Raw genomic sequence first — 22,541 nt, 5'->3', positions numbered from 1 at the left:
ACACCGCGCGGATTGCACCTGACGGGGGTCTCCCGGGTCGACGTCGACGACGATACCGCCAGCGCCCGGTCGCAGGTCCTGTTCGTGCGGGCGGGCGACCTGCACCTGCGGCCGGCGCTGTACGACGATGAACTGGTCCGCGCCGACGGACGGTGGCGGTTCCGGCGGCGGCGGTGCCAGTTCGTCACGGGCCGTGGCCTGTCCGACACCCCCGAGGTCACGCCGTCATGAACGAACGCGTCGCCCTGGTGACCGGCGCGGCCGGCGGCCAGGGTTGGGCCATCGCCAAACGGCTACGCGCGGAGGGCTATTCGGTGGCCGCGTGCGACCGCCGCGCCGACGAGTTGCGCGGCCTGGTGCACGAATTGGGCGACGACGGGGTGATCGCGATCGAACTCGACGTGACCTCGGAGCCGCGATGGCGGTCCGCCGTGGGTGCCGTGATCGATCACTTCGGCGCGCTGTCCACGCTGGTCAACAACGCCGGGGCGCTGCACCGCGCATCGCTGGCCGACGAGACCGCCGATGCCTTCGAAAGCTCTTGGCGGATCAACTGTTTCGGTGCATTCCTGGGCATTCACGTGACGCTGGAGCACCTGCGGGCGGCGAGTGGTGCGGCCGTCGTCAACATCTGCAGCACCGGCGCCATCCGGCCCTTCCCCCACCACGCCGCCTACGGCTCGGCGAAGTGGGCGCTGCGCGGGCTGACGCAGAACGCCGCCGCCGAACTGGCCCCCCTCGGCATCCGGGTCAACGCCGTGTTCCCCGGACCGATCGCGACCCCGATGCTCGATGACGCCACGCAGCTGCGACTGGCCGCGTCGTCGGCCTTCGGGCGCATCGGTGAACCGCACGAGGTCGCCGACGCGGTCGCGTTCCTGGTCTCCGGGCACGCGTCGTTCATCACCGGCGCTGAACTGGTCGTCGACGGCGGCCAATGCGTGCAGATCCGATGACGGCACCGGACGGCGTCGACCGGCTTCACCCCGAACTGCGGGCCCTCGCGATCACCCGCACGGACTTTTCCTTCCGCTCAATCGAACTCACCCGCGACCCGTTCAACGAGCGCCGCCGCGCGGCCGCCGAACAGACCGACGCGCGCGGTGTCCAGGTCGGCGAAGAGACGGTGCCGGCCGACCCCCCTGTGCGGGTGCGGATCTATCGCGGTGGGTCCTCACCGGCACCCGTGGTGGTCTACTGCCACGCGGGCGGGTTCGCGCTGGGAAACCTGGACACCGACCATCGCCAATGCGTCGAACTGGCCCGCCGCGGCCGCTGCACGGTGGTGTCGGTCGACTACCGGCTGGCGCCCGAGCACCCCTACCCGGCCGCGCTCGCCGACGCGGGTGCCGTGCTGAGGTGGGTCGTGACCGACGCCGGCAAACTCGGTTTGGATCCCACCCGGATCGCCGTCGCCGGCAGCAGCGCCGGCGCCACCCTGGCGGCGTGCCTGGCACAAGCGGCGGCCGACGGCTCAGTGCCGCCGGTCGTCTTCCAGTTGCTGCACCAGCCCGTGCTGGACGATCGAGTCACCCCGTCCAAGAAGGAGTTTCGTGCCAGCCCGGCGTTCGACGGTGAGGCCGCCGACCTGATGTGGGGCCACTACCTGGGCGCAACGACCGTGCCGGAATCGGCCGTGCCCGCGCGGCGGACCCGGCTCGATGACCTGCCCCCGGCGCTGATCACCTGCGCGGAAATCGATCCCTTCCGCGACGAGGCCGTCGACTATGCGCTGCGCCTGCTCCGGGCCGGGGTGTCGGCCGAACTACACGTCTTCGCCCGCACCTGCCACGGATTCGACTCGCTGCTGCCCGATTCGCCGACGTCCGCGCGCCTGTTCGCGCTTCAGGAGCACGCCCTCGGCAGCGCCTTGCACGAGACCGGTGCGGGACCTTCGCCTCTACTCTGAGCGCCCGGACCGTCGGCAGAATGTGCTGCCATGAAGATCACCGGCCTCGAGGTCGTGCCGTTCGAGACATGGGTCGACCGAATCTCGTTCGGCCAGCTGATGACCGACTACCGCGTGGTGCAGACCGTGACCAAGGTGATCACCGACGAGGGCATCGAGGGCTACTACTTCGGCGGCCACTTCCACGGGGACCAGGACGGCCTGCTGCCGGGGGACCGGGCGATCATCACCCAATTCCTGAGCCCGCTGCTCGCCGGTCAGGACCCGTTCGACCGGGCCGAGATCTGGCGCCAACTGTGGGCGGCGAAACTTCCCGAAAACGTGTGCAGCGTAATCGATCTGGCACTGTGGGATCTGGCCGGCCGAGCCGCCGGCCTGCCGGTGCGCAAACTGCTGGGCGGCGCACGGGACCGGGTCAGGGCGTATGCCAGCAGTTTCAACAATCTCGGATCGCCCGAGGAATACGCCGCACACGCCGTCGACTGCAAGCGCCAGGGCTACGGCGCCTACAAGATTCACCCCTACCACTACTGGAATCCGGCGACAGGTCAGTTCGCGCTCCCACGGCCGTCGTATGTGGACTGGGACATTCGGGTGTGTCGCGAGGTTCGGGCCGCCGTGGGCGACGAGATGGTACTGATGTTCGACCCCTGGGGGACCTACCACACCTACGAGGACGCGCTGCGGGTCGGGCGCGAGCTGGAGCGGCTGGGCTTCTACTGGTACGAGCACCCAATGCCGGAGTACCGGGTCGAGTCCTACCGGCGGCTCGGCGACGAACTCGACATCCCGATCTGCTCTCCCGAGATCGCCGAGGGCGGCATCTACACCCGCGCGGACTGGATCCTGCGCCATGCCTCCGACATCAGCCGCATCGACGTCCTGCGCGGCGGCATCACCGGCGTGATGAAACTGGCCGGGATGTGCGAGGCCGTCGGCATGCGGTGCGAGTTGCACATGAGCGGCTTCGGCAACCTGCAGGTCCTCGGCGCCACCAGCGACGACGTCTGCCAGTACTACGAGCGCGGCCTGCTCGGGCCCGGGGCTCGCTACGACGCCGCGCCGCCGTACCTGACGGCGCCGTGCGACCCCCTCGCACCGGACGGCTTCGTCGAGATACCGTCGGCGCCCGGACTGGGCTACCAAATCCGTTGGGAATACATCGAAGAACACCGCCTGCCGGAAGCGGCGGTGGAACCCGTCGCGCCCCTGCACCCGCGGTAGCGGCTGGCGCCGTCGCGCGTGAGCGTGCGCAGAATGCCGCCGTCAACGGCGTGTCGTCGCACAGACACGCACGCTCGCCGGTGGAAATGGCGGGCGGTAGCGGCTAGTCGAACCTGATGAGCTGCCGGACGGCGGCGCCGTCGGCGAGGTTGTCCATCGCCTCGTTGATCTGATCCAACCGGATCGACGAGGACACCAGCGCCTCCACCGGGAGCCGGCCCGACTGCCACAGCGCGACGAACCGGGGGATGTCACGACTGGGCACCGCCGAGCCCAGGTAGCTGCCGATCAGCGACCGTCCTTCGGCAACAAAACCCAACGGCGACAGCGAGATTCGTGCATCCGGTGGCGGCAGCCCGACGGTGATCGTCCGGCCGCCCTGAGCGGTGAGGGCAATCGCCGTCTCGAGGGCGGCGGGATGGCCGGCGGCCTCGACGACCACCGCGGCTTTCACGCCCGCGTCGACGGCCTGCTGGGGGGTGTACGCCTCGTGCGCGCCCCGCGCCCGCGCGCCGGCCAGCTTGTCGGGCAGTTGGTCGACGGCGACCACGCGCACGCCGTCGTAGCTGAGCGCGGTGAGCACCGCCGCCATGCCGACACCGCCCAGGCCGACGACGGCGACCGTCTGCCCCGGCTGTGGATCGCCGACGTTGAGCACGGCGCCCCCGCCCGTCAGCACCGCGCAGCCCAGCAGGGCGGCGACCTCGGGCGGCACGTCGGGTGGCACCGGCACCACGCTGGCCCGGTTGACCACCGCGTGCGTCGCGAAGCCCGACACCCCGAGGTGGTGGTACACGCGGTGGCCGGCCTGGTTGAGCCGGATGTCACCGCCCAGCAACGTCCCGGCGGCGTTGGCCGCGCTGCCCGGCTCGCACGGGGTCAGGCCCCCGGTCGCGCAGGCCGCGCAATGGCCGCACCGCGGCAGGAACACCAGCACCACCCGCTGACCGATCGCGAGATCCGAGACTCCGTCACCGATCTGCTCGACAATTCCGGCCGCCTCGTGCCCGAGCAGCATGGGCACCGGCCGCACCCGGTTGCCGTCGACCACGGACAGGTCGGAATGGCAGACGCCGGCCGCCTCGACGCGGATCATCACCTCACCGCTGCCGGGCGGATCCAGGTCGAGATCGACGACGCGGATCGGCCGGGACTCGGCGTACGGGCGGGCCAGACCGATCCGGTCCAGCACGGCCCCCCGAATCTGAACCATGCTGGAATACAACCATGGCTTCGGAACCCCCGGTCCCGCCGGCTCCGGCGGTGCCGCCGGCACCGGATGGGCTCTCCAGCGACGACTTCCCGGTGCTGTGGCCGGTCGGAACGCGGTGGGCCGACAACGACATGTTCGGCCACCTGAACAACGCCGTGTATTACCAGTTGTTCGACACCGCCATCAACGCCTGGATCAACACCAGCACCGGGCTGGACCCGCTCACCACGCCCGCACTCGGCATCGTGGCCGAGTCGGCCTGCCGGTACTTCTCCGAGTTGCATTTCCCCGAGGGCCTCATGGTGGGGCTGGCGGTGACCCGGCTGGGCCGCAGCAGCGTCACCTACCGGCTCGGCGTGTTCCGGGCCGCGCTGGACGGGCAGGCTCAGCCGATCACCGCGCTGGGCCATTGGGTGCACGTCTACGTCGATCGCACCAGCCGCAAGCCGATCGAAATCCCCGACCCCGTCCGGTCGCTGCTGTCGACGGCGCGCGTGGACCGATAGGCCCGAGATTGCCCGCGGCGCCGGGGCTTTCGCGAGAAATCGCCGCCCGGGCCGCACCGCCGGGACGCGTCGCCCACCCGGCTATGCTTCGCCAATGCCAGTTATGAGCAAGACCGTCGAGGTCAGCGCCGACGCCGCCTCGATCATGGCGATCGTCGCGGACTTCGAGGCTTACCCGCAGTGGAACGAGGAGATCAAGGGCCTCTGGGTGCTCGCCCGCTACGACGACGGGCGCCCCAGCCAGCTGCGGCTCGACACCGACTACCAAGGCATGCAGAGCGTGTTCATCCAGGCCGTCTACTACCCGGCGGAGAACCAGATTCAGACCGTCCTGCAGCAGGGCGACCTCTTCACCAAGCAGGAGCAGCTGTTCAGCGTGGTGGAGATGGGCACATCGAGCCTGCTGACCGTGGACTTGGACGTCGAGACCTCGATGCCGGTTCCCGCGCCGATGGTCAAGCAGCTCGTCGGCAACGTCTTAGACCACCTCGCCGAAAGCCTGAAGCGGCGCGCCGAACAGCTGGCCGCGGGCTCGTCCTGAAGGCGATAGACCCATCGCCCGGCTTCGCCGCGCTTGCGACCGCGGTGGATCTATCGCGCCGGCCCGCGGCGCCCGGCTTCGCCGCGCTTGCGACCGCCGCTAGTCGAAGATGCCCGTGCGGTCCCGGATTTCCGTGAGCCTGGCCGCCGCGTCGGTGAACTGCCACACGGTGTGCTCGATCACCGCGGCGGCGTCGCGCCGGCGCAGCGCGGCGATCAGCTGCCGGTGGTTGTCGACGGCGGCGGTGCCCCATTGCTGATCGGCCGCGTACACCAGCACCGGCATGTACCGCGCGGCGTTGAGCAGGAACCACGCCAGCTTGATCCGCCCGCTCGCCTGATTGAAGACCCGATGGAATGCGAACTCGATGCCCGCGATGGTCTCGGCGTCGCTGGACCCGACGGCCGCGGCGAGCGCCTCGTTGATGCGTTCGAGCTCGTCGATCTCGGCGTCGCTGATGTGGTCGGTGGCCGCGGCGGCCAGCTCCTTGGCGATGGTGGCCTGGAGCCAGAAGATGTCCTCGACGTCCTGGCGGGTCAGCGGAAGCACGACGTGGCCGCGGTGCGGTTCCAGCTGCACCATGCCCTCGCCGCGCAGTTTCAGCAGCGCTTCGCGCACGGGCGTCACGCTGACGCCGAGCTCGGCCGCGGTCTCATCGAGGCGGATGAACGTCCCCGGCCGCAGCGCACCGGACATGATCGCGGCCCGGAGGTGACCCGCGACCTCGTCGGACAACTGTGCCCGGCGCAGTGGCCGTCGGCGCCTCAGTCGCGTGGATATCGGTGCGTTCACGGGGGCTGCCAGGGCTTTCGGGGGCTTAACGGAGGTTGGTTTGAAACTATTGTCGGGGCTTGTCAGCAGGGCTTTCAGGCCATAATGTGACCCAGACAACACCATGTTTTATCAAATATCAACCTGGCGCAAGCGGTGCGCGAGTGAAGGGAAAGGCCGGAGTTGACCGCGCAATTAGCGAGCCATCTGGCGCAGGGGACGGAGCAGCCGTACCTGTCCCGGCGGCAGAATTGGGTGACCCAGCTCGAACGGCACGCCCTGATGCAACCGGGCGCCCCGGCGCTGCGGTTCCTGGGCAGGACCGTGACGTGGGGGGACCTGCGGCAGCGGGTGGCGGCGCTGGCCGATGCGTTGAGCCGTCGGGGAGTCGGCTTCGGCGACCGGGTCATGGTGTTGATGCTCAACCGCACCGAATTCGTCGAGTCGGTGCTGGCGGTCAACATGCTCGGCGCCATCGCCGTGCCGCTCAACTTCCGGCTCACTCCCGCCGAGATCGCCTTCCTGGTCCAGGACTGCGAAGCGCGGGTGATGATCACCGAATCGGTGCTCGCCCCGGTGGCCGCGGGGGTGCGCGACGTCGAGCCGCTGGTAGGCACGATCATCGTGGCCGGCGGTGCGGGCGACGACAGCGTCCTCGGCTACGAAGACCTGATCAACGAGCACGGGGCTGCGCATGAGCCCGTCGACATCCCGAACGATTCGCCGGCACTGATCATGTACACCTCAGGCACCACGGGCCGCCCGAAGGGCGCCGTGCTGACCCACACGAACCTGACCGGGCAGACGATGACCGGCCTGTACACCAACGGCGCCGACATCAACAGCGACGTCGGTTTCGTCGGCGTCCCGTTCTTCCACATCGCGGGCATCGGCAACATGCTGACCGGGCTGCTGCTGGGCACCCCGACGGTGATCTACCCGCTCGGCGCGTTCGAGCCTGGGCAACTGCTCGACGTGCTGGCCGAAGAGAAGGTCACCGGCCTCTTCCTGGTGCCCGCGCAATGGCAGGCCGTCTGCGCCGAGCAACAGGCACGGCCCCGCGACCTGAGGCTGCGGGTGATGTCCTGGGGAGCCGCGCCGGCGCCCGACGCGCTGCTGCGCGAGATGTCGGCGACGTTCCCCGGCACCCAGATCCTGGCCGCGTTCGGTCAGACCGAGATGTCGCCGGTCACCTGCATGCTGCTGGGCGAGGACGCGATACGTAAACGCGGCTCGGTCGGCAAGGTGATCCCGACCGTGGCCGCACGCGTCGTCGACGAGAACATGAACGACGTGCCGATCGGCGAGGTCGGCGAAATCGTCTATCGCGCACCAACTTTGATGAGTGGCTACTGGAACAACCCGGAGGCCACCGCGGAGGCCTTCGCCGGTGGGTGGTTCCACTCCGGCGACCTCGTCCGGGTGGACGAGGAGGGTTACGTCTGGGTGGTGGATCGCAAGAAGGACATGATCATCTCCGGCGGTGAGAACATCTACTGCGCCGAGGTGGAGAACGTCCTGGCCAGCCATCCGAGCATCGTCGAGGTCGCGGTCATCGGCCGCACCCATGAGAAGTGGGGCGAGGTGCCGATCGCGGTCGCGGCCGTCGCGGGCGACCAGCTGCTGCTCGACGAGCTCCAGGAGTTCCTGGCCGAGCGGCTGGCACGTTACAAGCATCCCAAGGCCCTCGAGATCGTGGACGCGTTGCCGCGCAACCCCGCCGGTAAGGTGCTCAAGACTGAGCTACGGATCCGTTACGGAACCGCAAATATCGATGAAAACCGTTCCGGTGCAAGAGAATTTACGGGCAGGGAGGAAAGCTGACGAAACCTGTAACGTTTGCCCGCTGTTGACGAAGGGTTAATTGTGCAGATGCAGTTCACACGTGCATGGCCATCGGGTACATTCCTGTGGTCTCCGTTACTACTTGTCAGTAGGGAGCCGATGGTCACACACGTTGGGTCGGGGCGAAACGGGGGCCTCCCCGGCCGCGTTGGGCGTACCTCCCGCTTGCGGGGGACGGCGAGGGGTGGGGGTGCCCTCAGCCGCGGAGCCGTGAGGGGGAGAGGCGTGCGACACGATCCGCCGCCGCGCCGAGAGGCGGGCGGTATCAGCTGGAGGGGGCAGCGGTGACTTCAACGTCGGCGAGTCGACGGGGCCCCTACTTGGTCGGCTATGTACGCGACCAACTGCAGACCCCGCTGACGCTCATCGGGGGATTCTTCCGGATGTGCGTCCTCACCGGCAGGGCGTTGTTCCGCTGGCCGTTCCAATGGCGCGAATTCGTCCTGCAGTGCTGGTTCATCATGCGGGTGGCTTTCCTGCCGACCATCATGGTGTCGATCCCGCTGACAGTCCTGCTGATCTTCACGCTCAACGTCCTGCTGGCCCAGTTCGGGGCCGCGGACCTGTCCGGAGCCGGCGCGGCGATCGGCGCCGTCACCCAGCTCGGTCCGCTCACCACGGTGCTGGTGGTGGCCGGCGCCGGGTCGACGGCCATCTGCGCCGACCTCGGCGCCCGCACCATCCGCGAGGAGATCGACGCCATGGAGGTGCTCGGCATCGACCCGATCCACCGGCTGGTGGTCCCGCGGGTGATCGCCGCGACGCTGGTGGCCACGCTGCTCAACGGCTTGGTGATCACCGTCGGCCTGGTCGGCGGCTACCTGTTCGGCGTCTACCTGCAAAACGTCTCGGGCGGCGCCTACCTCGCCACCCTGACCACGATCACGGGTCTGCCGGAGGTCGTCATCGCGACCGTGAAAGCCGCCACGTTCGGCCTGATCGCCGGGCTGGTCGGCTGCTATCGCGGCCTGACCGTGCGGGGCGGCTCGAAGGGACTGGGCACCGCCGTCAACGAGACCGTCGTGCTCTGCGTCGTCGCGCTGTACGCGGTCAACGTGGTGCTGACGACCATCGGCGTGCGATTCGGAACGGGCCACTGACATGTCGACCTCTGCCGTATTGCGCGCCCGCTTCCCGCGGGCGGCCGAAAACCTCAACCGCTACGGCGGCGCCGCGGCCCGCGGGCTCGACGACGTCGGCCAGATGGCGTGGTTCGGGGCGGTGGCCCTCGGCCACATCCCGCACGCGCTGCGCAACTACCGCAAGGAGACGCTGCGGCTGATCGCCCAGATCGGCATGGGCACCGGCGCCATGGCCGTCATCGGCGGCACCGTGGCCATCGTCGGCTTCGTGACCCTGTCCGGTAGCTCCCTGGTCGCCATTCAGGGCTTCGCCTCGCTGGGCAACATCGGCGTCGAGGCGTTCACCGGCTTCTTCGCCGCGCTGATCAACGTCCGCATCGCCGCCCCCGTCGTCACCGGCATCGCGATGGCCGCCACCGTCGGCGCCGGCGCGACCGCCGAGCTGGGGGCCATGCGCATCAGCGAAGAGATCGACGCCCTGGAAGTCATGGGCATCAAGTCGATCTCGTTCCTGGCGACCACCCGGATCATGGCCGGGCTGGTCGTCATCATTCCGCTCTACTCGCTGGCGATGATCATGTCGTTCCTGTCCCCCCAGATCACCACCACGGTGCTGTACGGGCAATCCAACGGAACCTACGAGCACTACTTCCGGACATTCCTGCGTCCCGACGACGTGTTCTGGTCGTTCCTCGAGGCCATCATCATCACGGCGGTCGTGATGATCACCCACTGCTTCTACGGATACAACGCCGGCGGCGGACCCGTCGGCGTCGGAGAGGCCGTCGGCCGATCGATGCGTTTCTCGCTGGTGTCGGTCCAGGTCGTGGTTCTGGCAGCCGCGTTGGCGCTCTACGGCGTCAACCCCAACTTCGCGCTCACGGTGTAGCCATGACGTCACCGGTGAAGGTCAACAAACCCCGCAACCCGCCGTACAAGCTGGCGGGCATCGCCTCGCTGATCATCGCCCTCGTGGCGCTGGTTCTGGTCTACGGGCAGTTCCGCGGCGACTTCACACCCAAGACCAAGCTGACCATGCTGGCGTCGCGGGCCGGGCTGGTGATGGATCCCGGCTCGAAGGTCACCTACAACGGGGTGGAGATCGGCCGGGTGGCCAACATCTCCGAGACCGTGCGGGACGGCAAGCCGGCCGCGAAGTTCACCCTGGACGTCTACCCCCGGTACCTCTCGCTGATCCCGGCCAACGTGAACGCCGACATCAAGGCGACCACTGTGTTCGGCGGCAAGTACGTGTCGCTGACGACGCCGAAGAACCCGTCGTCGCAGAAGCTCAACCCGCACACCGTGATCGACGCGCGGTCGGTGACGACGGAGATCAACACGCTGTTCCAGACCGTCACCTCGATCGCGGAGAAGGTGGATCCGGTCAAGCTGAACCTGACGCTGAGCGCCGCGGCCCAGGCGCTGACCGGGCTGGGCGACCGGTTCGGGCAATCGGTGGTCAACGCGAACGCGATCCTCGATGACGTCAACCCGCAGATGCCCCAGGCCCGCCGCGACATTCAGGGGTTGGCGGCGCTCGGGGACACCTACGCCAACGCCGCGCCCGACCTAATCGACTTCCTCAACAACGCGGTCATCACCTCGCGCACGATCAACGCGCAGCAGAAGGATCTGGACCAGGCCCTGTTGTCCGCGGCCGGGTTCGGCAACACGGGCGCCGACATCTTCAACCGGGGCGGCCCCTACCTGGCGCGCGGCGCCGAGGACCTGGTGCCCTCGGCCCAGCTGCTGGACACCTACAGCCCGGAGATCTTCTGCACGCTGCGCAACTACCACGACATCGAGCCGAAGGCCTCGTCGTTCCTGGGCGGCAACGGCTACTCGCTGAGCGCCCACACCGAGGCCCTGTCCGGGCTGGGGCTGCTGGCCAACCCCGTGTCGGCGGTGGCGACCCTCGCCAGCCTGGTCGGCGGGCTCGCAGGGCTCATCGGCGGCGCGCCGAACCCGTACACCTACCCGGAGAACCTGCCGCGGGTGAACGCGCGCGGCGGGCCGGGGGGCGCCCCCGGTTGCTGGCAGCAGATCACCCACGACCTGTGGCCGGCACCTGAATTGGTGATGGACAGCGGCAACAGCATCGCGCCGTACAACCACCTCGACACCGGCTCGCCGTACGCCATCGAGTACGTCTGGGGCCGCCAAGTAGGGGACAACACGATCAACCCATGAAAATCACCGGAACAATCGTCAGGCTCAGCATCTTCTCGTTGGTGCTGCTGATCTTCACTGTGATGATCATCGTCGTATTCGGCCAGATGCGGTTCGACAGCACGAACTCGTACTCGGCCGAATTCACCAACGTCAGCGGGCTGCGGGCGGGCCAGTTCGTCCGCGCCTCGGGCGTGGAGATCGGCAAGGTCGACACGGTCGAGCTGGCCGACGGCGGCAAGCGGGCGCGGGTGAAATTCAACGTCGACCGCTCGGTGCCGCTGTACCAGTCGACGACCGCGCAGATCCGCTACCTCGACCTCATCGGCAACCGCTACCTGGAGCTCAAGCGCGGCGAGGGCGAGGGCGCCGAGAAGGTGCTGCCGCCGGGCGGCTTCATCCCGATGTCGCGGACCTCGCCCGCGCTGGACCTCGATGCTCTGATCGGCGGTTTCAAGCCGCTGTTCCGTGCGCTGGACCCGCAGAAGGTGAACACCATCGCGACGGCGCTGATCACCGTGTTCCAGGGCCAGGGCGGCACCATCAACGACATCCTCGACCAGACCGCGCAGCTGACCAATCAGCTCGGTGAACGTGACCAGGCGATCGGCGAGGTCATCAAGAACCTGAACATCGTTCTGGACACCACGGTCCGCCACCGCCAGCAGTTCGACCAGACGGTCAACAACCTCGAGGTGCTCATCACGGGGCTGAAGGACCACGGCGACCAGCTGGCGGGCGGGACCGCGCACATCAGCAACGCCGCCGGGACGGTCGCCGATCTGCTCGCCGAGGACCGCGGGCTGCTGCACAACACCCTCAACTACCTGGATGCGATCCAGCAGCCGCTCATCGACCAGCGCGATGGGCTCAACGACTACCTGAAGAAGGTGCCCACCGCGTTGAACATGATCGGGCGCGCCATCGGCTCCTACGGCGACTTCGTGAACTTCTACGCCTGCGACATCACCCTCAAGATCAACGGGTTGCAGGCCGGTGGCCCGGTCCGCACGGTCCGGCTCTTCCAGCAGCCGACGGGTAGGTGCACCCCGCAATGAGGACACTGGAACCACCCAACCGGGTTCGCATCGGCCTGATGGGCATCATCGTGACGCTGCTCGTCATCGGCGTCGGTCAAAGCTTCACCAGCGTGCCGATGCTGATGGCCAAACCGCACTACTACGGCCAGTTCACCGACACCGGCGGCATCGGCGTCGGCGACAAGGTCCGCATCGCCGGCGTGGACGTCGGCAAGGTCGAGGCCATCAGCATCGACGGCGACCACATCCTGGTCAAGTTCAATATGGGCACCGCAACCATCGGCACCGAGAGCCGGCTGGCGATCAAGACCGACACCATCCTCGGGAAGAAGATCCTGGACGTCGAGGCTCGGGGCAATCAGAAACTGAGGCCCGGCGACTCGCTACCCATCGGTCAAAGCACCACGCCCTACCAGATCTACGACGCGTTCTTCGATGTCACCAAGGCCGCCCAGGGCTGGAACATCGACACGGTCAAGGAATCGCTGCACGTCCTGTCGCAGACCATCGACCAGACCTACCCGCACCTGAGCGCGGCGCTGGACGGCGTGGCCAAGTTCTCCGACACCATCGGCAAGCGCGACGAACAGGTCAAGCATCTGCTCGCCCAGGCCAACCAGGTGGCCAGCGTCCTCGGTGACCGCAGCGACCAGGTCGACCGCCTGCTGGTCAACGCGAAGAACCTGCTGGTGGCCTTCAACGAGCGCGGCCAGGCCATCAACGCGTTGCTGGCGAACGTCGCCGCCTTCTCCGAACAGGTCAAGGGCTTCATCAACGACAACCCGAACCTCAACCACGTGCTCGAACAGTTGCGCACGGTGAGCGACATCTTGAAGGAACGCAAGGACGACGTCGCCGCGGGGCTCACCGAGGTCGGCAAGTTCCTGCCGTCCCTGAACGAGGCCATCGCGTCGGGACCGTTCTTCAAGGTGGTCCTGCACAACCTCGCGCTGTACCAGATCATCCAGCCGTGGGTGGATGCCGCCTTCAAGAAGCGCGGCATCGACCCGGAGAACTTCTGGCGCAGCGCCGGGCTGCCCGAATTCCGGTGGCCCGACCCGAACGGCACCCGGTTGCCCAACGGTGCACCGCCGCCGGCACCCCCGGTGCTGGAAGGCACTCCGGAGCACCCGGGGCCGGCCGTTCCTCCCGGGTCGCCCTGCTCCTACACCCCGGCCAACCCGGGTGGCAACGTGACCGTCGGCGACGAGGGTCTGCCGCGGCCGTGGAACCCGCTGCCGTGCGCCGGCGGGGGCATCGGACCGTTCGGCGGCCCGGGCTTCCCGGCGCCGGTCGACGTGATGACCTCCCCGCCGAACCCGGGCGGCCTGCCCCCGACGCCGGGCATCCCGATCGCCGGGCGGCCGGGCGACCCGCCGCCGGACGTTCCCGGCACGCCCGTGCCGCTGCCGGCGCAGGCGCCGCCGGGCGCGCGCACCGAGAACCTGGCGCCGGCCGGGCCGACGCCGCCGCCGTCGACGTTCGCGCCGGGCTTCCCGCCGGGACCCGCGGCCCCACCGGGGCCGGGGAACCAGCTGCCGGCGCCCTTCATCAACCCGGGCGGAACGGGCGGCAGCGGCGCTGCCGGGGGAGGTAGCCAGAATTGAGCACCGCCTTTGACATCCGAAACATCCGGCTACCGAAGCTGACCCGGGCGACCGTGATCATCGGCTCGCTGGTGATCGTGCTGGCCCTAGTCGTCGGTTTCGTCGGCTGGCGGCTCTTCGAGAAGCTGACCAACAACACCGTGGTGGCCTATTTCCCGGCGGCCAACGCGCTCTACCCGGGCGACAAGGTCCAGATCATGGGGTTGCGGGTGGGCGCGATCGACAAGATCGAGCCGGCCGGCGACAAGATGAAGGTCACCTTCCACTACGAGAACAAGTACCGGGTTCCCGCCAACGCCAACGCGGTGATCCTGAACCCGACGCTGGTGGCGTCGCGGGCCATCCAGCTGGAGCCGCCATACAAGGGCGGTCCGGTGCTGGCCGACAACGCAGTGATCCCCGAGGAGCGCACGCAGGTCCCGGTGGAGTGGGACCAGCTGCGCAACAGCATCACCAACATCATCTCCAAGCTGGGCCCCACCCCCGAGCAGCCGACCGGCCCGTTCGGTGAGGTCATCGAGTCCTACGCCAACGGCCTGGCCGGCAAGGGCAAAGAGATCAACACGACGCTGAGCAACCTGTCGTCGGCGCTCAACGCGCTGAACGAAGGCCGCGGCGACTTCTTCGCGGTGGTGAAGAGCCTGGCGCTGTTCGTCAACGCGCTGCACAAGGACGACCAGCAGTTCGTCGCGCTGAACCAGAACCTGGCGGACTTCACCACCCGGCTCGCCCACAACGACAACGACCTGGCGAACGCGATCGAGCAGTTCGACGGTCTGCTGTCGACCGTGCGGCCGTTCTTGGACAAGAACCGCGAGGTGTTGACCTACGACATCAACAACCTGGCCACGGTGACGAACACGATCCTGCAGCCGGACCCGCTGAACGGACTGGAGACCGCGCTGCACGTCCTCCCGACGGCCGCGGCGAACATCAACCAGATCTATCACCCGTCGCACGGGTCGGTGGTCGCCATCCCGGCGATCACCAACTTCGCCAACCCGATGCAGTTCATCTGCAGCTCGATCCAGGCGGGCAGCCGGCTCGGATACCAGGAGTCCGCGGAGCTGTGCGCGCAGTACCTGGCGCCCATCCTCGACGCCATCAAGTTCAACTACCTGCCGTTCGGCGTGAACCTGTTCAGCACGGCCGAGACCTTGCCCAAGCAGGTGGCCTATTCGGAGGATCGGCTGCACCCGCCGAACGGCTATAAGGACACCACCGTGCCCGGCATCTGGGTTCCCGACACCCCGACGTCGCACCGCAACACCCAGCCCGGCTGGATCGTCGCGCCGGGGATGCAGGGCCAGCAGGTCGGGCCCATCACGGCCGGTCTGATGACCCCGGACTCGCTGTCCGAGCTCATGGGAGGCCCCAACATCGCGCCCGTCCAGTCGAACCTGCAGACGCCGCCGGGACCGCCGAACGCGTACGACGAGAACCCGATCGTGCCGCCGATCGGACTGAACGCGCCGGTACCCATCCAGCCGCCGCCACCCGGGCCGGGCGTGGCCCCGGGTCCGGTGGCCCCGACACCGGCGCCGGTCGCGGCGCCCACGCCCAACGCCGGCGGGCCGGCGGTGCCGGCTGACATCGGGGGTGGCCAGTGAGCGTATTGCGAAGGCTGATCCCGCCGATTCGCCGCGGGTCCTGGCAGGCCCTGGTCCTGCTGATGGCCGCGCTGGTGCTGAGTTCGTGCGGCTGGCGCGGCATCTCCAATGTCGCGATCCCCGGTGGTCCCGGCGGCGGCTCGGGCGCCATGACGATCTACGTGCAGGTGCCGGACACGCTGGCGATCAACGGCAACAGCAAGGTGATGGTCGCCGACGTCTTCGTCGGGTCGATCAAGAAGATTCAGCTGAAGAACTGGATCGCCACTTTGACGCTGGGTGTCGACAAGAACACCAAGCTGCCCAAGAACGCGATCGCCAAGATCGGCCAGACCTCACTGCTGGGTTCCCAGCACGTCGAGCTGGCCGCGCCGCCCAACCCGTCGCAGGAATTGCTGAAGGACGGCGACACCATTCCGCTGAAGAACTCCTCGGCGTATCCCACCACCGAGCAGACGCTGGCCAGCCTGTCGCTGATCCTGCGCGGTGGCGGCATCCCCAACCTCGAGGTGCTGCAGAACGAGGTCTACAACATCTTCAACGGGCGGGGCGACGCGATCCGGTCCTTCCTGGGCAAGCTGGACACCTTCACCAGCCAGCTCAACCAGCAGCGCGATGACATCACCCACGCGATCGACTCGACCAACCGGCTGCTGACCTATGTCGGCGCGCGGGCGGACGTCCTCGACCGGGTGCTCACCGACATCCCGCCGCTGATCAAGCATTTCGCCGACACCAAGAACCTGCTGATCAACGCCGTCGACGCGGTGGGCCGGCTGAGCCAGGCCGCTGACCAGTACCTGTCGGAAGCCCGCGGGCCGCTGCACACCGACCTGCAGGCGCTGCAATGCCCGTTGAAGGAGCTGGGGCGCGCCTCGCCCTATCTGATCGGCGCGCTGAAGCTGATCCTGACCCAGCCGTTCGACATCGACACCGTGCCGAAGATCTTCCGGGGTGACTACATCAATATCTCGCTGACGCTCGACGTGACCTACAGCTCGGTCGACAACGCGTTCCTCACCGGTACCGGGTTGTCCGGCGCGCTGCGCGCGCTCGAGCAGTCGTTCGGGCGTGACCCCGAGACGATGATCCCGGACGTGCGCTACACGCCGAACCCGAATGACGCGCCCGGCGGGCCGCTGGTGGAAAGGGGGGACAGGAATTGCTGACTCCTTTCATCAGACGCCAGCTGATCGCATTCGGAATCCTGACGGTCATCTCGATCCTCGTGCTCGGGGTGTACTACCTGCAGCTCCCGAGCCTGGCCGGCATCGGTCGGTACACGCTGAAGGCCGAACTGCCGGCGTCGGGCGGTCTGTACCCGACGGCGAACGTGACGTATCGAGGCATCACGATCGGCAAGGTCACCGACGTCGAACCGACCGAGCGCGGCGCCGAAGCGACGATGAGCATCGACAGCCGCTACAAGATCCCGATCGACGCGACCGCCAACGTCCACTCGGTGTCGGCCGTCGGTGAGCAGTACCTGGACCTGGAATCGACCGGGAATCCGGGCAAGTTCCTGTCCGAGGGTCAGACGATCACCAAGGGCACGGTGCCCGCGGAGATCGGCCCGGCGCTGGACACGGCCAACCGTGGGCTGGCCGTGCTGCCCAAGGACAAGATCGGCCAATTACTGGACGAGACGGCGCAATCCGTCGGAGGCCTGGGTCCCGCCCTGCAGCGGTTGGTGGACTCCACGCAGGCGATCGTCGGTGATTTCAAGACGAACATCACCGACGTCAACGACATCATCCAGAATTCGGGCCCGGTGCTCGACAGCCAGGTCAAGTCGGGCGATGCCATCGAACGCTGGGCGCGCAACCTGAACCGGCTGGGCGCGCAGTCCGCCCAGGAGGACTCGCACGTCAAGAGCATCCTGCGTCAGGCGGCGCCGACGGCCGATCAGGTCAACGACGTGTTCAACGACGTCCGCGAGTCGCTGCCGCAGACACTGGCGAATCTGGAGGTGGTGTTCGACCTGCTCAAGCGCTACCACACCGGCGTCGAGCAGGTCCTGGTGTTCCTGCCTCAGGGCGCGTCGATCGCCCAGACGGTGGCCGCGCCGTTCCCGAACATGGCGGCGCTGGACCTGGCCTTATCGATCAACCAGCCGCCGCCCTGCCTGACCGGCTTCATCCCGGCGTCGGAGTGGCGGTCCCCGGCCGACACCAGCATGCAGCCGCTGCCGTCGGGCACGTACTGCAAGATCCCGATGGACACCCCGGCCAACAGCGTGCGCGGGTCGCGCAACATCCCGTGCACGGACGTCGAGGGCAAGCGGGCGGCCACGCCCCGGGAGTGCCGCGACCCCAAGCCGTACGTGCCCGCGGGTACCAACCCCTGGTACGGCGATCCCAACCAAATCGTGACCTGCCCCGCGCCGGCGGCACGCTGCGACCAGCCCGTGAAGCCCGGGCAGGTGATCCCGGCGCCGTCGATCGACACCGGCCTGAACCCGGCCCCGTCGGACCGGGTGTCCGGGACGCCCCCGCCGACCAGCGACCCCTTGTCCCGGCCGGGGTCGGGTACCGTGCAGTGCAACGGCCAGCAGCCCAACCCGTGTGTCTACACGCCCAGCGGGCCTCCGGTGGCGACCTACAGTCCCCAAAGCGGTGAACTGGTGGGGCCAGATGGAGTTAAATACTCCGTCGAGAACTCGGCCAGAACAGGAGACGACGGATGGAAGGAGATGCTGGCACCAGCCGGCTGAACCCCCCACCGATGCCGAAGTTTCGTCGTCTGCGCGGACGGCGTCCTAAGAACCAGGACCCGGCGGCCGCCGTCGATCCGATCGATTCCGGCGCGACACCCGAGGATTCCGCAGCGCCCGACGGTGTCATCGAACCGCCTGCGCCCGACGTGACCGTCGAGGAGCCGGCGGAAACCGAGGTGGCCGCGGGGGAACCGGCGGGACCCGAGGACGCGACCGAACAGGCCGCTCCCCAGACCGCGGCCGACGAGCCGTCGGAGCCCGGTGCCGAGCTCGGCGACGCCGTCGAGCGTCGGCCGTCGCGGATGGGTCGCGGCTGGTTGGCCGGCATCGCGGCGGTGCTCGTGATGTGCGCCGCGGCGGTCGGTGTGGGCGGTTACGTCGCGTTGCGCTACCACCATGAAAGCCAGGCGATAGCCCGCAACGACGCCGCGGCGCTCAAGGCCGCCGTCGACTGCGTGTCGGCGACCCAGGCCCCCGACACCAACGCGATGGCGGCGAGTGAGCAGAAGATCATCGACTGCGGCACTGACGCTTTCCGCTCGCAGGCCCTGCTTTACACCAGCATGCTTGTCCAGGCGTACCAGGCCGCCAACGTCCACGTCCAGGTGTCCGACATGCGAGCGGCCGTCGAGCGCAACAACCCCGACGGCTCGGTGGAGGTGCTCGTCGCGGTCCGCGTCAAGGTCGCGAACGACCAGACGCAGAACGAGACCGGCTACCGGCTGCGGGTGAAAATGGCTCAGAGCGAAGGCCAGTACAAGATAGCCAAGCTCGACCAGGTGACGAAGTGACGGTGGTGGTCGACAAACCACCGGCCACGGCCGTCCAGCAGTCTCCGCGGACCGCCCTGGCGCCCTGGCACATTCGCGCCGGCGCGCTCGCGGTCGACGTCTTGCCGGGTGCCGCGGTGGTGGCCACGATGGCGGTCACCTGGTTCACCGTTCCGCCCGGCGGCGTGTGGTGGTGGCTGTGCATCGCGGTCATCGGAGTGGTCATCCTGCTGGTGCTGGTGAACCGGCTGCTGCTCCCGACAGTCGTCGGCTGGAGCCTCGGGCGGGCGCTGTTCGGCATCACGGTGGTGCGGCGCGACGGTGAGCCGATCGGGCCGTGGGGCCTGCTGCTGCGCGACCTGGCGCACCTGCTCGACACCGTCTCGATGGTGGGATGGCTTTGGCCGCTGTGGGATTCGGGCCGCCGCACCTTCGCCGACATGCTGGCGCGCACCGAAGTGCGCCGTCACGAAACGGCGGAGCCGGCGTTCAACGCGCGGCGGTGGACGACGGTCCTGGTGGCGGCCGCGGCGGGGCTGTGCATCGCCGGTGCGGCGCTGAGCTACGCGGCGGTGTTCGCCCCGGACCGGGCCACCGACCGGACGCGGGCGCAGCTGGACACGCAGGGACCGAAGATCGTCGCGCAGATGCTGACCTACGACCCGAAATCGCTGCACGACGACTTCGCCCGCGCCCTGTCCCTGGCCACCGACAAGTACCGGACCCAGCTCGCCGCCCAGCAGGACATGGTGCAGAAGGGCAACCCGGTCATCAACGAGTACTGGGTGACCGATCACGCGATCCAGTCGGCGTCGCCCGATCGGGCGACGATGCTGATGTTCATGCAGGGGCGCCGCGGCGCGGCGCCCGACGAGCGCTACATCTCCGCCACCGTCCGGGTGACTTTCGTCAAGGGCGGCGACGGCCGTTGGCTCGTCGACGACCTCATGGTGCTGACCAAGCCCAAACCGCCGGGAGCCGGAAAATGAGCCCGCGCCGCAAGTTCCAGCCCGGTGAGGGGCCGCTGCTGGTCCCGCATCCGGTGCCGCCGGGGCGGCCGTGGGGCCTGCCGCTGGCCGGCGCCGTCGCCGCGGTCTTCATGGCGGCCGCGATCACGGTGTGCAGCCTGATGCTCGTCGATCATCAGTCCCGGGAGCGCGCCGCGTCGAAGAATCGCGAGGTCCTCAGCTACGTCACCGGGTTCATGACGCAGTTCACCTCCATCGATCCGTTCCACGCCAACGACTACATAACGCGGGTGCTGGCGCAGGCGACCGGCGACTTCGCCAAGGAATACCGCGACAAGGCGAACGAGATCTTGCTACAGGTGGCCCGCGCCGAACCTGCCACCGGGACCGTCCTGGACGCGGGGGTGGAGCGGTGGAACGACGACGGCAGTGTCACCACGATCGTGGCCACCGCCGTGAGCGCCAAATCGCCCGACGGTAAACAAGTTTGGGAAAACGCCAATCGGTGGACGGCGACCGCCACGCAGGAAGGAAAGCAGTGGAAGATCAGCAACCTGCAGCAGGTGATCTGACCGCCGACGGTAACGCCGCCACTTCGGACGAGGCGGCGACCGAAGAGCGGGAAGAGTCCGGCAGCGCCGACGAAACGGCCTCCGCCGCAGAGGAATCCGAGGCAGCCGAGGGTGACACCGAGGCCGCCGAGGCAGCCGAGGACCAACCCCCCGCTCGCAAGCGGCGCAAATTGCTGGCCGGCAAGCGGCTGGCCGTCACTGTCGCGGTGGCCGCCGCACTGTTCGTCGGTTCCGCGGCGTTCGCCGGCGCGACCGTACAGCCGTACCTGAGCGACCGGGCGGCCGCCGCAACGAAACTGAAGGTGGCGCGGACCGCGGCCAACGCGATCACCACGCTGTGGACCTACACGCCGGAGAACATGGACACCCTCGCCGACCGCGCGTCGGGCTACCTCAGCGGTGATTTCGAGGCGCAGTACCGCAAGTTCGTCGACGCCATCGTGGCGCCCAACAAGCAGGCAAAAATCACCAACCACACCGACGTCACCGGGGCGGCGGTGGAATCGATCGACGACGCCAACGCCGTCGTCATCGTCTACACCAACACCACGTCCACCAGCCCGTTGACCAAGAACGTGCCGTCGCTGAAGTACTTGTCCTACCGGCTGTTCCTCAAGCGCGCGCAGAGCCGCTGGCTGGTGACCAGGATGACGACCATCACGTCGCTGGATTTGACGCCGCACGTCTAGCGCAGTCTGCTACGAGCCATGGCAGTTACCTCGCCGGTGTCGGAGCGATCGACCGTCGCGGCGCTGTTGCTGCTGACCTTCGCCACCGGCCTGGCGGATTCGATCAGCATCCTGGTGCTCGGCCATGTGTTCGTCGCCAACATGACGGGAAACGTGATCTTCCTTGGCTTTTGGCTGGCGCCCAGGACGAGCATCGACCTGACCGCGGTGGTCGTGGCCCTGCCCACGTTCGTGTGCACCACCATCGTCAGCGGCCGGATATCGCGGCACTTCGCCGACCGGACGCGACAGTGGATCACCACCGTATTGGCAACGGAGATAACCCTTTTGGTGGGGTTGGCGATCCTGGCGGGCGTGGGAATCCTGCAGTACCACGACAACACCAAGCTGATCATGATCGGCTTGCTGGCGGTCACGTTCGGCCTGCAGCACTCCAGTGCGCGCCAGTTCGGCATCCAGGAGCTGTCCACCACCGTGCTGACGTCGACGATCGTCAGCCTCGGTCTGGACAGCCGCCTGGCCGGCGGCTCGGGCGCGCGTCAGACGTTGCGTCTCAGCGTCGTGCTGACCATGTGCGCCGGCGCGTTCCTGGGGGCGTCGATGTCGCGGTTCGTCGTCGCACCGGTGTTCGCCGTCACGGCCGCGGTGGTGGCGGCCAGCCTGCTGATCTTCCGCTTCGGGCCGAGCTAGTTGAAGGCGAGCCAGCTGGGCAGCGCCCGCTCGTGCGAATCGCACAGCACCTGCCGGGTGTCGCACGACCCGCGCGGCGAGCCCGCACCGGCCCACATGCCACCGGTGTCGCGGCGCAACACGATGGCCGACGACCCGCCGCCGTCGAGCAGAATGGCGTTGTCGCTGCCCAGCCCGCGGAACAGGTCCTGCATGTTGTCCGGGGTGTAGCTGCCGCCCTCGAAGATGTACATCTCGTCTTTCTGCCGCGCGTACGCCAGAGCCGTCCGCGCGGCGCTGGGGCCTCCGTCGTGCAATTGCCCGGTGTTGCCGGGCGCCAGCAGCCCGATTCCGGAGACCGCGACGAACCGCTCGTTCTTGTTGAGCAGGTCCTGGACCACGGGCGTGGCGGAGTCGTAGTCGCTCTTGCTCTTGGGCCACACCACGTAGGGGGCGCCGCCCGACGGCAGGATCATCGTCGTCAGGACGCTCCAGCTTTCGCCGCCGCCCGAGAGGCCCTGCTTGCCCGGGTAGGCCACGGTGCCGGTGACGGCCTGGTTGGCGCGGCCCTGGCCGTTGGTGTTGTCCACGAAGGCGCCCAGCGGCGAGCTGCAGCCGGTCTGACGCCACGAGCCGG

At 68.3% G+C, this 22,541-nt stretch carries 23 protein-coding genes; 20 read left to right on the top strand and 3 right to left on the bottom strand.

Going from position 1 to position 22,541, the window contains the following annotated elements:
- The 4 genes from A5704_RS26750 to A5704_RS26735 form a co-directional block, all read left to right on the top strand.
- A partial coding sequence (locus A5704_RS26750; RefSeq protein ID WP_197508548.1) for a nuclear transport factor 2 family protein occupies positions 1 to 231 on the top strand: 231 nt, incomplete at its 5' end.
- Positions 228 to 956 carry an SDR family NAD(P)-dependent oxidoreductase gene (locus tag A5704_RS26745; protein WP_067756149.1) on the top strand — a complete coding sequence of 243 codons (729 nt, stop codon included), beginning with the start codon at positions 228 to 230 and terminating at the stop codon, positions 954 to 956. The genes A5704_RS26750 and A5704_RS26745, both read left to right, overlap by 4 nt.
- Positions 953 to 1,909, top strand: a complete 957-nt coding sequence (locus A5704_RS26740) for an alpha/beta hydrolase (RefSeq protein ID WP_067756146.1) — start codon at positions 953 to 955, stop codon at positions 1,907 to 1,909. The genes A5704_RS26745 and A5704_RS26740 overlap by 4 nt, the downstream gene beginning before the upstream one ends.
- Before the next feature lie 30 nt (positions 1,910 to 1,939).
- A complete protein-coding gene (locus A5704_RS26735; RefSeq protein WP_067756144.1) occupies positions 1,940 to 3,133 on the top strand; it encodes an enolase C-terminal domain-like protein in 1,194 nt (397 codons plus the stop codon).
- A 103-nt stretch (positions 3,134 to 3,236) separates the two neighbouring features.
- Here A5704_RS26735 and A5704_RS26730 read toward each other — a convergent pair whose 3' ends face one another.
- Positions 3,237 to 4,346: an alcohol dehydrogenase catalytic domain-containing protein gene (locus A5704_RS26730; RefSeq protein WP_067756164.1), complete on the bottom strand. Its 1,110-nt coding sequence runs from the start codon at positions 4,344 to 4,346 to the stop codon at positions 3,237 to 3,239.
- Positions 4,347 to 4,360: 14 nt separating this feature from the next.
- On the opposite strand from A5704_RS26730, the gene A5704_RS26725 reads away from it, so the two are divergent.
- On the top strand, positions 4,361 to 4,852 hold the full coding sequence (locus tag A5704_RS26725) for a thioesterase family protein (RefSeq protein WP_067756141.1): 492 nt from the start codon (positions 4,361 to 4,363) through the stop codon (positions 4,850 to 4,852).
- A 94-nt stretch (positions 4,853 to 4,946) separates the two neighbouring features.
- The gene (locus A5704_RS26720; protein WP_067756138.1) at positions 4,947 to 5,393 is read left to right on the top strand and encodes an SRPBCC family protein; all 447 of its coding nucleotides are present in this window, start codon (positions 4,947 to 4,949) and stop codon (positions 5,391 to 5,393) included.
- A 99-nt stretch (positions 5,394 to 5,492) separates the two neighbouring features.
- Here A5704_RS26720 and A5704_RS26715 read toward each other — a convergent pair whose 3' ends face one another.
- The gene (locus tag A5704_RS26715; protein WP_082950169.1) at positions 5,493 to 6,185 is read right to left on the bottom strand and encodes a GntR family transcriptional regulator; all 693 of its coding nucleotides are present in this window, start codon (positions 6,183 to 6,185) and stop codon (positions 5,493 to 5,495) included.
- Positions 6,186 to 6,347: 162 nt separating this feature from the next.
- Between A5704_RS26715 and fadD5 the strand changes: the two genes are divergently transcribed.
- The 14 genes from fadD5 (at position 6,348) to A5704_RS26645 (ending at position 21,925) form a co-directional block, all read left to right on the top strand.
- Positions 6,348 to 7,988, top strand: coding sequence for a fatty-acid--CoA ligase FadD5 (fadD5, locus tag A5704_RS26710; RefSeq protein WP_067756135.1), 1,641 nt, complete (start codon positions 6,348 to 6,350; stop codon positions 7,986 to 7,988).
- Between the two features lie 305 nt (positions 7,989 to 8,293).
- Positions 8,294 to 9,109, top strand: a complete 816-nt coding sequence (locus A5704_RS26705; protein ID WP_067270001.1) for an ABC transporter permease — start codon at positions 8,294 to 8,296, stop codon at positions 9,107 to 9,109.
- A gap of 1 nt (position 9,110) precedes the next feature.
- Complete coding sequence (locus tag A5704_RS26700; protein WP_067756132.1) at positions 9,111 to 9,980, top strand: ABC transporter permease; 870 nt, start codon at positions 9,111 to 9,113, stop codon at positions 9,978 to 9,980.
- A 2-nt stretch (positions 9,981 to 9,982) separates the two neighbouring features.
- On the top strand, positions 9,983 to 11,284 hold the full coding sequence (locus A5704_RS26695; RefSeq protein WP_067756129.1) for an MCE family protein: 1,302 nt from the start codon (positions 9,983 to 9,985) through the stop codon (positions 11,282 to 11,284).
- Positions 11,281 to 12,321: a virulence factor Mce family protein gene (locus A5704_RS26690; RefSeq protein WP_067756127.1), complete on the top strand. Its 1,041-nt coding sequence runs from the start codon at positions 11,281 to 11,283 to the stop codon at positions 12,319 to 12,321. Before A5704_RS26695 ends, A5704_RS26690 begins: the two co-directional genes overlap by 4 nt.
- Positions 12,318 to 13,910, top strand: a complete 1,593-nt coding sequence (locus A5704_RS26685) for a virulence factor Mce family protein (RefSeq protein ID WP_067756124.1) — start codon at positions 12,318 to 12,320, stop codon at positions 13,908 to 13,910. The genes A5704_RS26690 and A5704_RS26685 overlap by 4 nt, the downstream gene beginning before the upstream one ends.
- Positions 13,907 to 15,520: a virulence factor Mce family protein gene (locus A5704_RS26680; protein WP_067891908.1), complete on the top strand. Its 1,614-nt coding sequence runs from the start codon at positions 13,907 to 13,909 to the stop codon at positions 15,518 to 15,520. Before A5704_RS26685 ends, A5704_RS26680 begins: the two co-directional genes overlap by 4 nt.
- Before the next feature lie 62 nt (positions 15,521 to 15,582).
- Positions 15,583 to 16,689, top strand: a complete 1,107-nt coding sequence (locus tag A5704_RS26675; protein WP_231969398.1) for a virulence factor Mce family protein — start codon at positions 15,583 to 15,585, stop codon at positions 16,687 to 16,689.
- Positions 16,683 to 18,233 carry a virulence factor Mce family protein gene (locus A5704_RS26670; protein WP_067756115.1) on the top strand — a complete coding sequence of 517 codons (1,551 nt, stop codon included), beginning with the start codon at positions 16,683 to 16,685 and terminating at the stop codon, positions 18,231 to 18,233. The genes A5704_RS26675 and A5704_RS26670 overlap by 7 nt, the downstream gene beginning before the upstream one ends.
- Complete coding sequence (locus A5704_RS26665; RefSeq protein ID WP_067756112.1) at positions 18,203 to 19,027, top strand: Mce protein; 825 nt, start codon at positions 18,203 to 18,205, stop codon at positions 19,025 to 19,027. Before A5704_RS26670 ends, A5704_RS26665 begins: the two co-directional genes overlap by 31 nt.
- On the top strand, positions 19,024 to 19,995 hold the full coding sequence (locus tag A5704_RS26660) for an RDD family protein (protein WP_067756109.1): 972 nt from the start codon (positions 19,024 to 19,026) through the stop codon (positions 19,993 to 19,995). Before A5704_RS26665 ends, A5704_RS26660 begins: the two co-directional genes overlap by 4 nt.
- Positions 19,992 to 20,546 carry a mammalian cell entry protein gene (locus A5704_RS26655; RefSeq protein ID WP_067756105.1) on the top strand — a complete coding sequence of 185 codons (555 nt, stop codon included), beginning with the start codon at positions 19,992 to 19,994 and terminating at the stop codon, positions 20,544 to 20,546. Before A5704_RS26660 ends, A5704_RS26655 begins: the two co-directional genes overlap by 4 nt.
- Positions 20,513 to 21,235, top strand: a complete 723-nt coding sequence (locus A5704_RS26650; protein ID WP_067756102.1) for a mammalian cell entry protein — start codon at positions 20,513 to 20,515, stop codon at positions 21,233 to 21,235. The genes A5704_RS26655 and A5704_RS26650 overlap by 34 nt, the downstream gene beginning before the upstream one ends.
- A gap of 18 nt (positions 21,236 to 21,253) precedes the next feature.
- Positions 21,254 to 21,925: a YoaK family protein gene (locus tag A5704_RS26645; protein WP_067756098.1), complete on the top strand. Its 672-nt coding sequence runs from the start codon at positions 21,254 to 21,256 to the stop codon at positions 21,923 to 21,925.
- Here A5704_RS26645 and A5704_RS26640 read toward each other — a convergent pair.
- On the bottom strand, positions 21,922 to 22,541 hold a 620-nt coding region (locus tag A5704_RS26640; protein ID WP_197508547.1), incomplete at its 5' end, for a phosphodiester glycosidase family protein. The genes A5704_RS26645 and A5704_RS26640 overlap by 4 nt on opposite strands.

Origin of the sequence: Mycobacterium sp. E735 (assembly GCF_001666955.1) — a bacterium.
Taxonomy (GTDB): Bacteria; Actinomycetota; Actinomycetes; order Mycobacteriales; family Mycobacteriaceae; genus Mycobacterium.
This window is presented reverse-complemented; position numbering and strand designations above follow the sequence as displayed.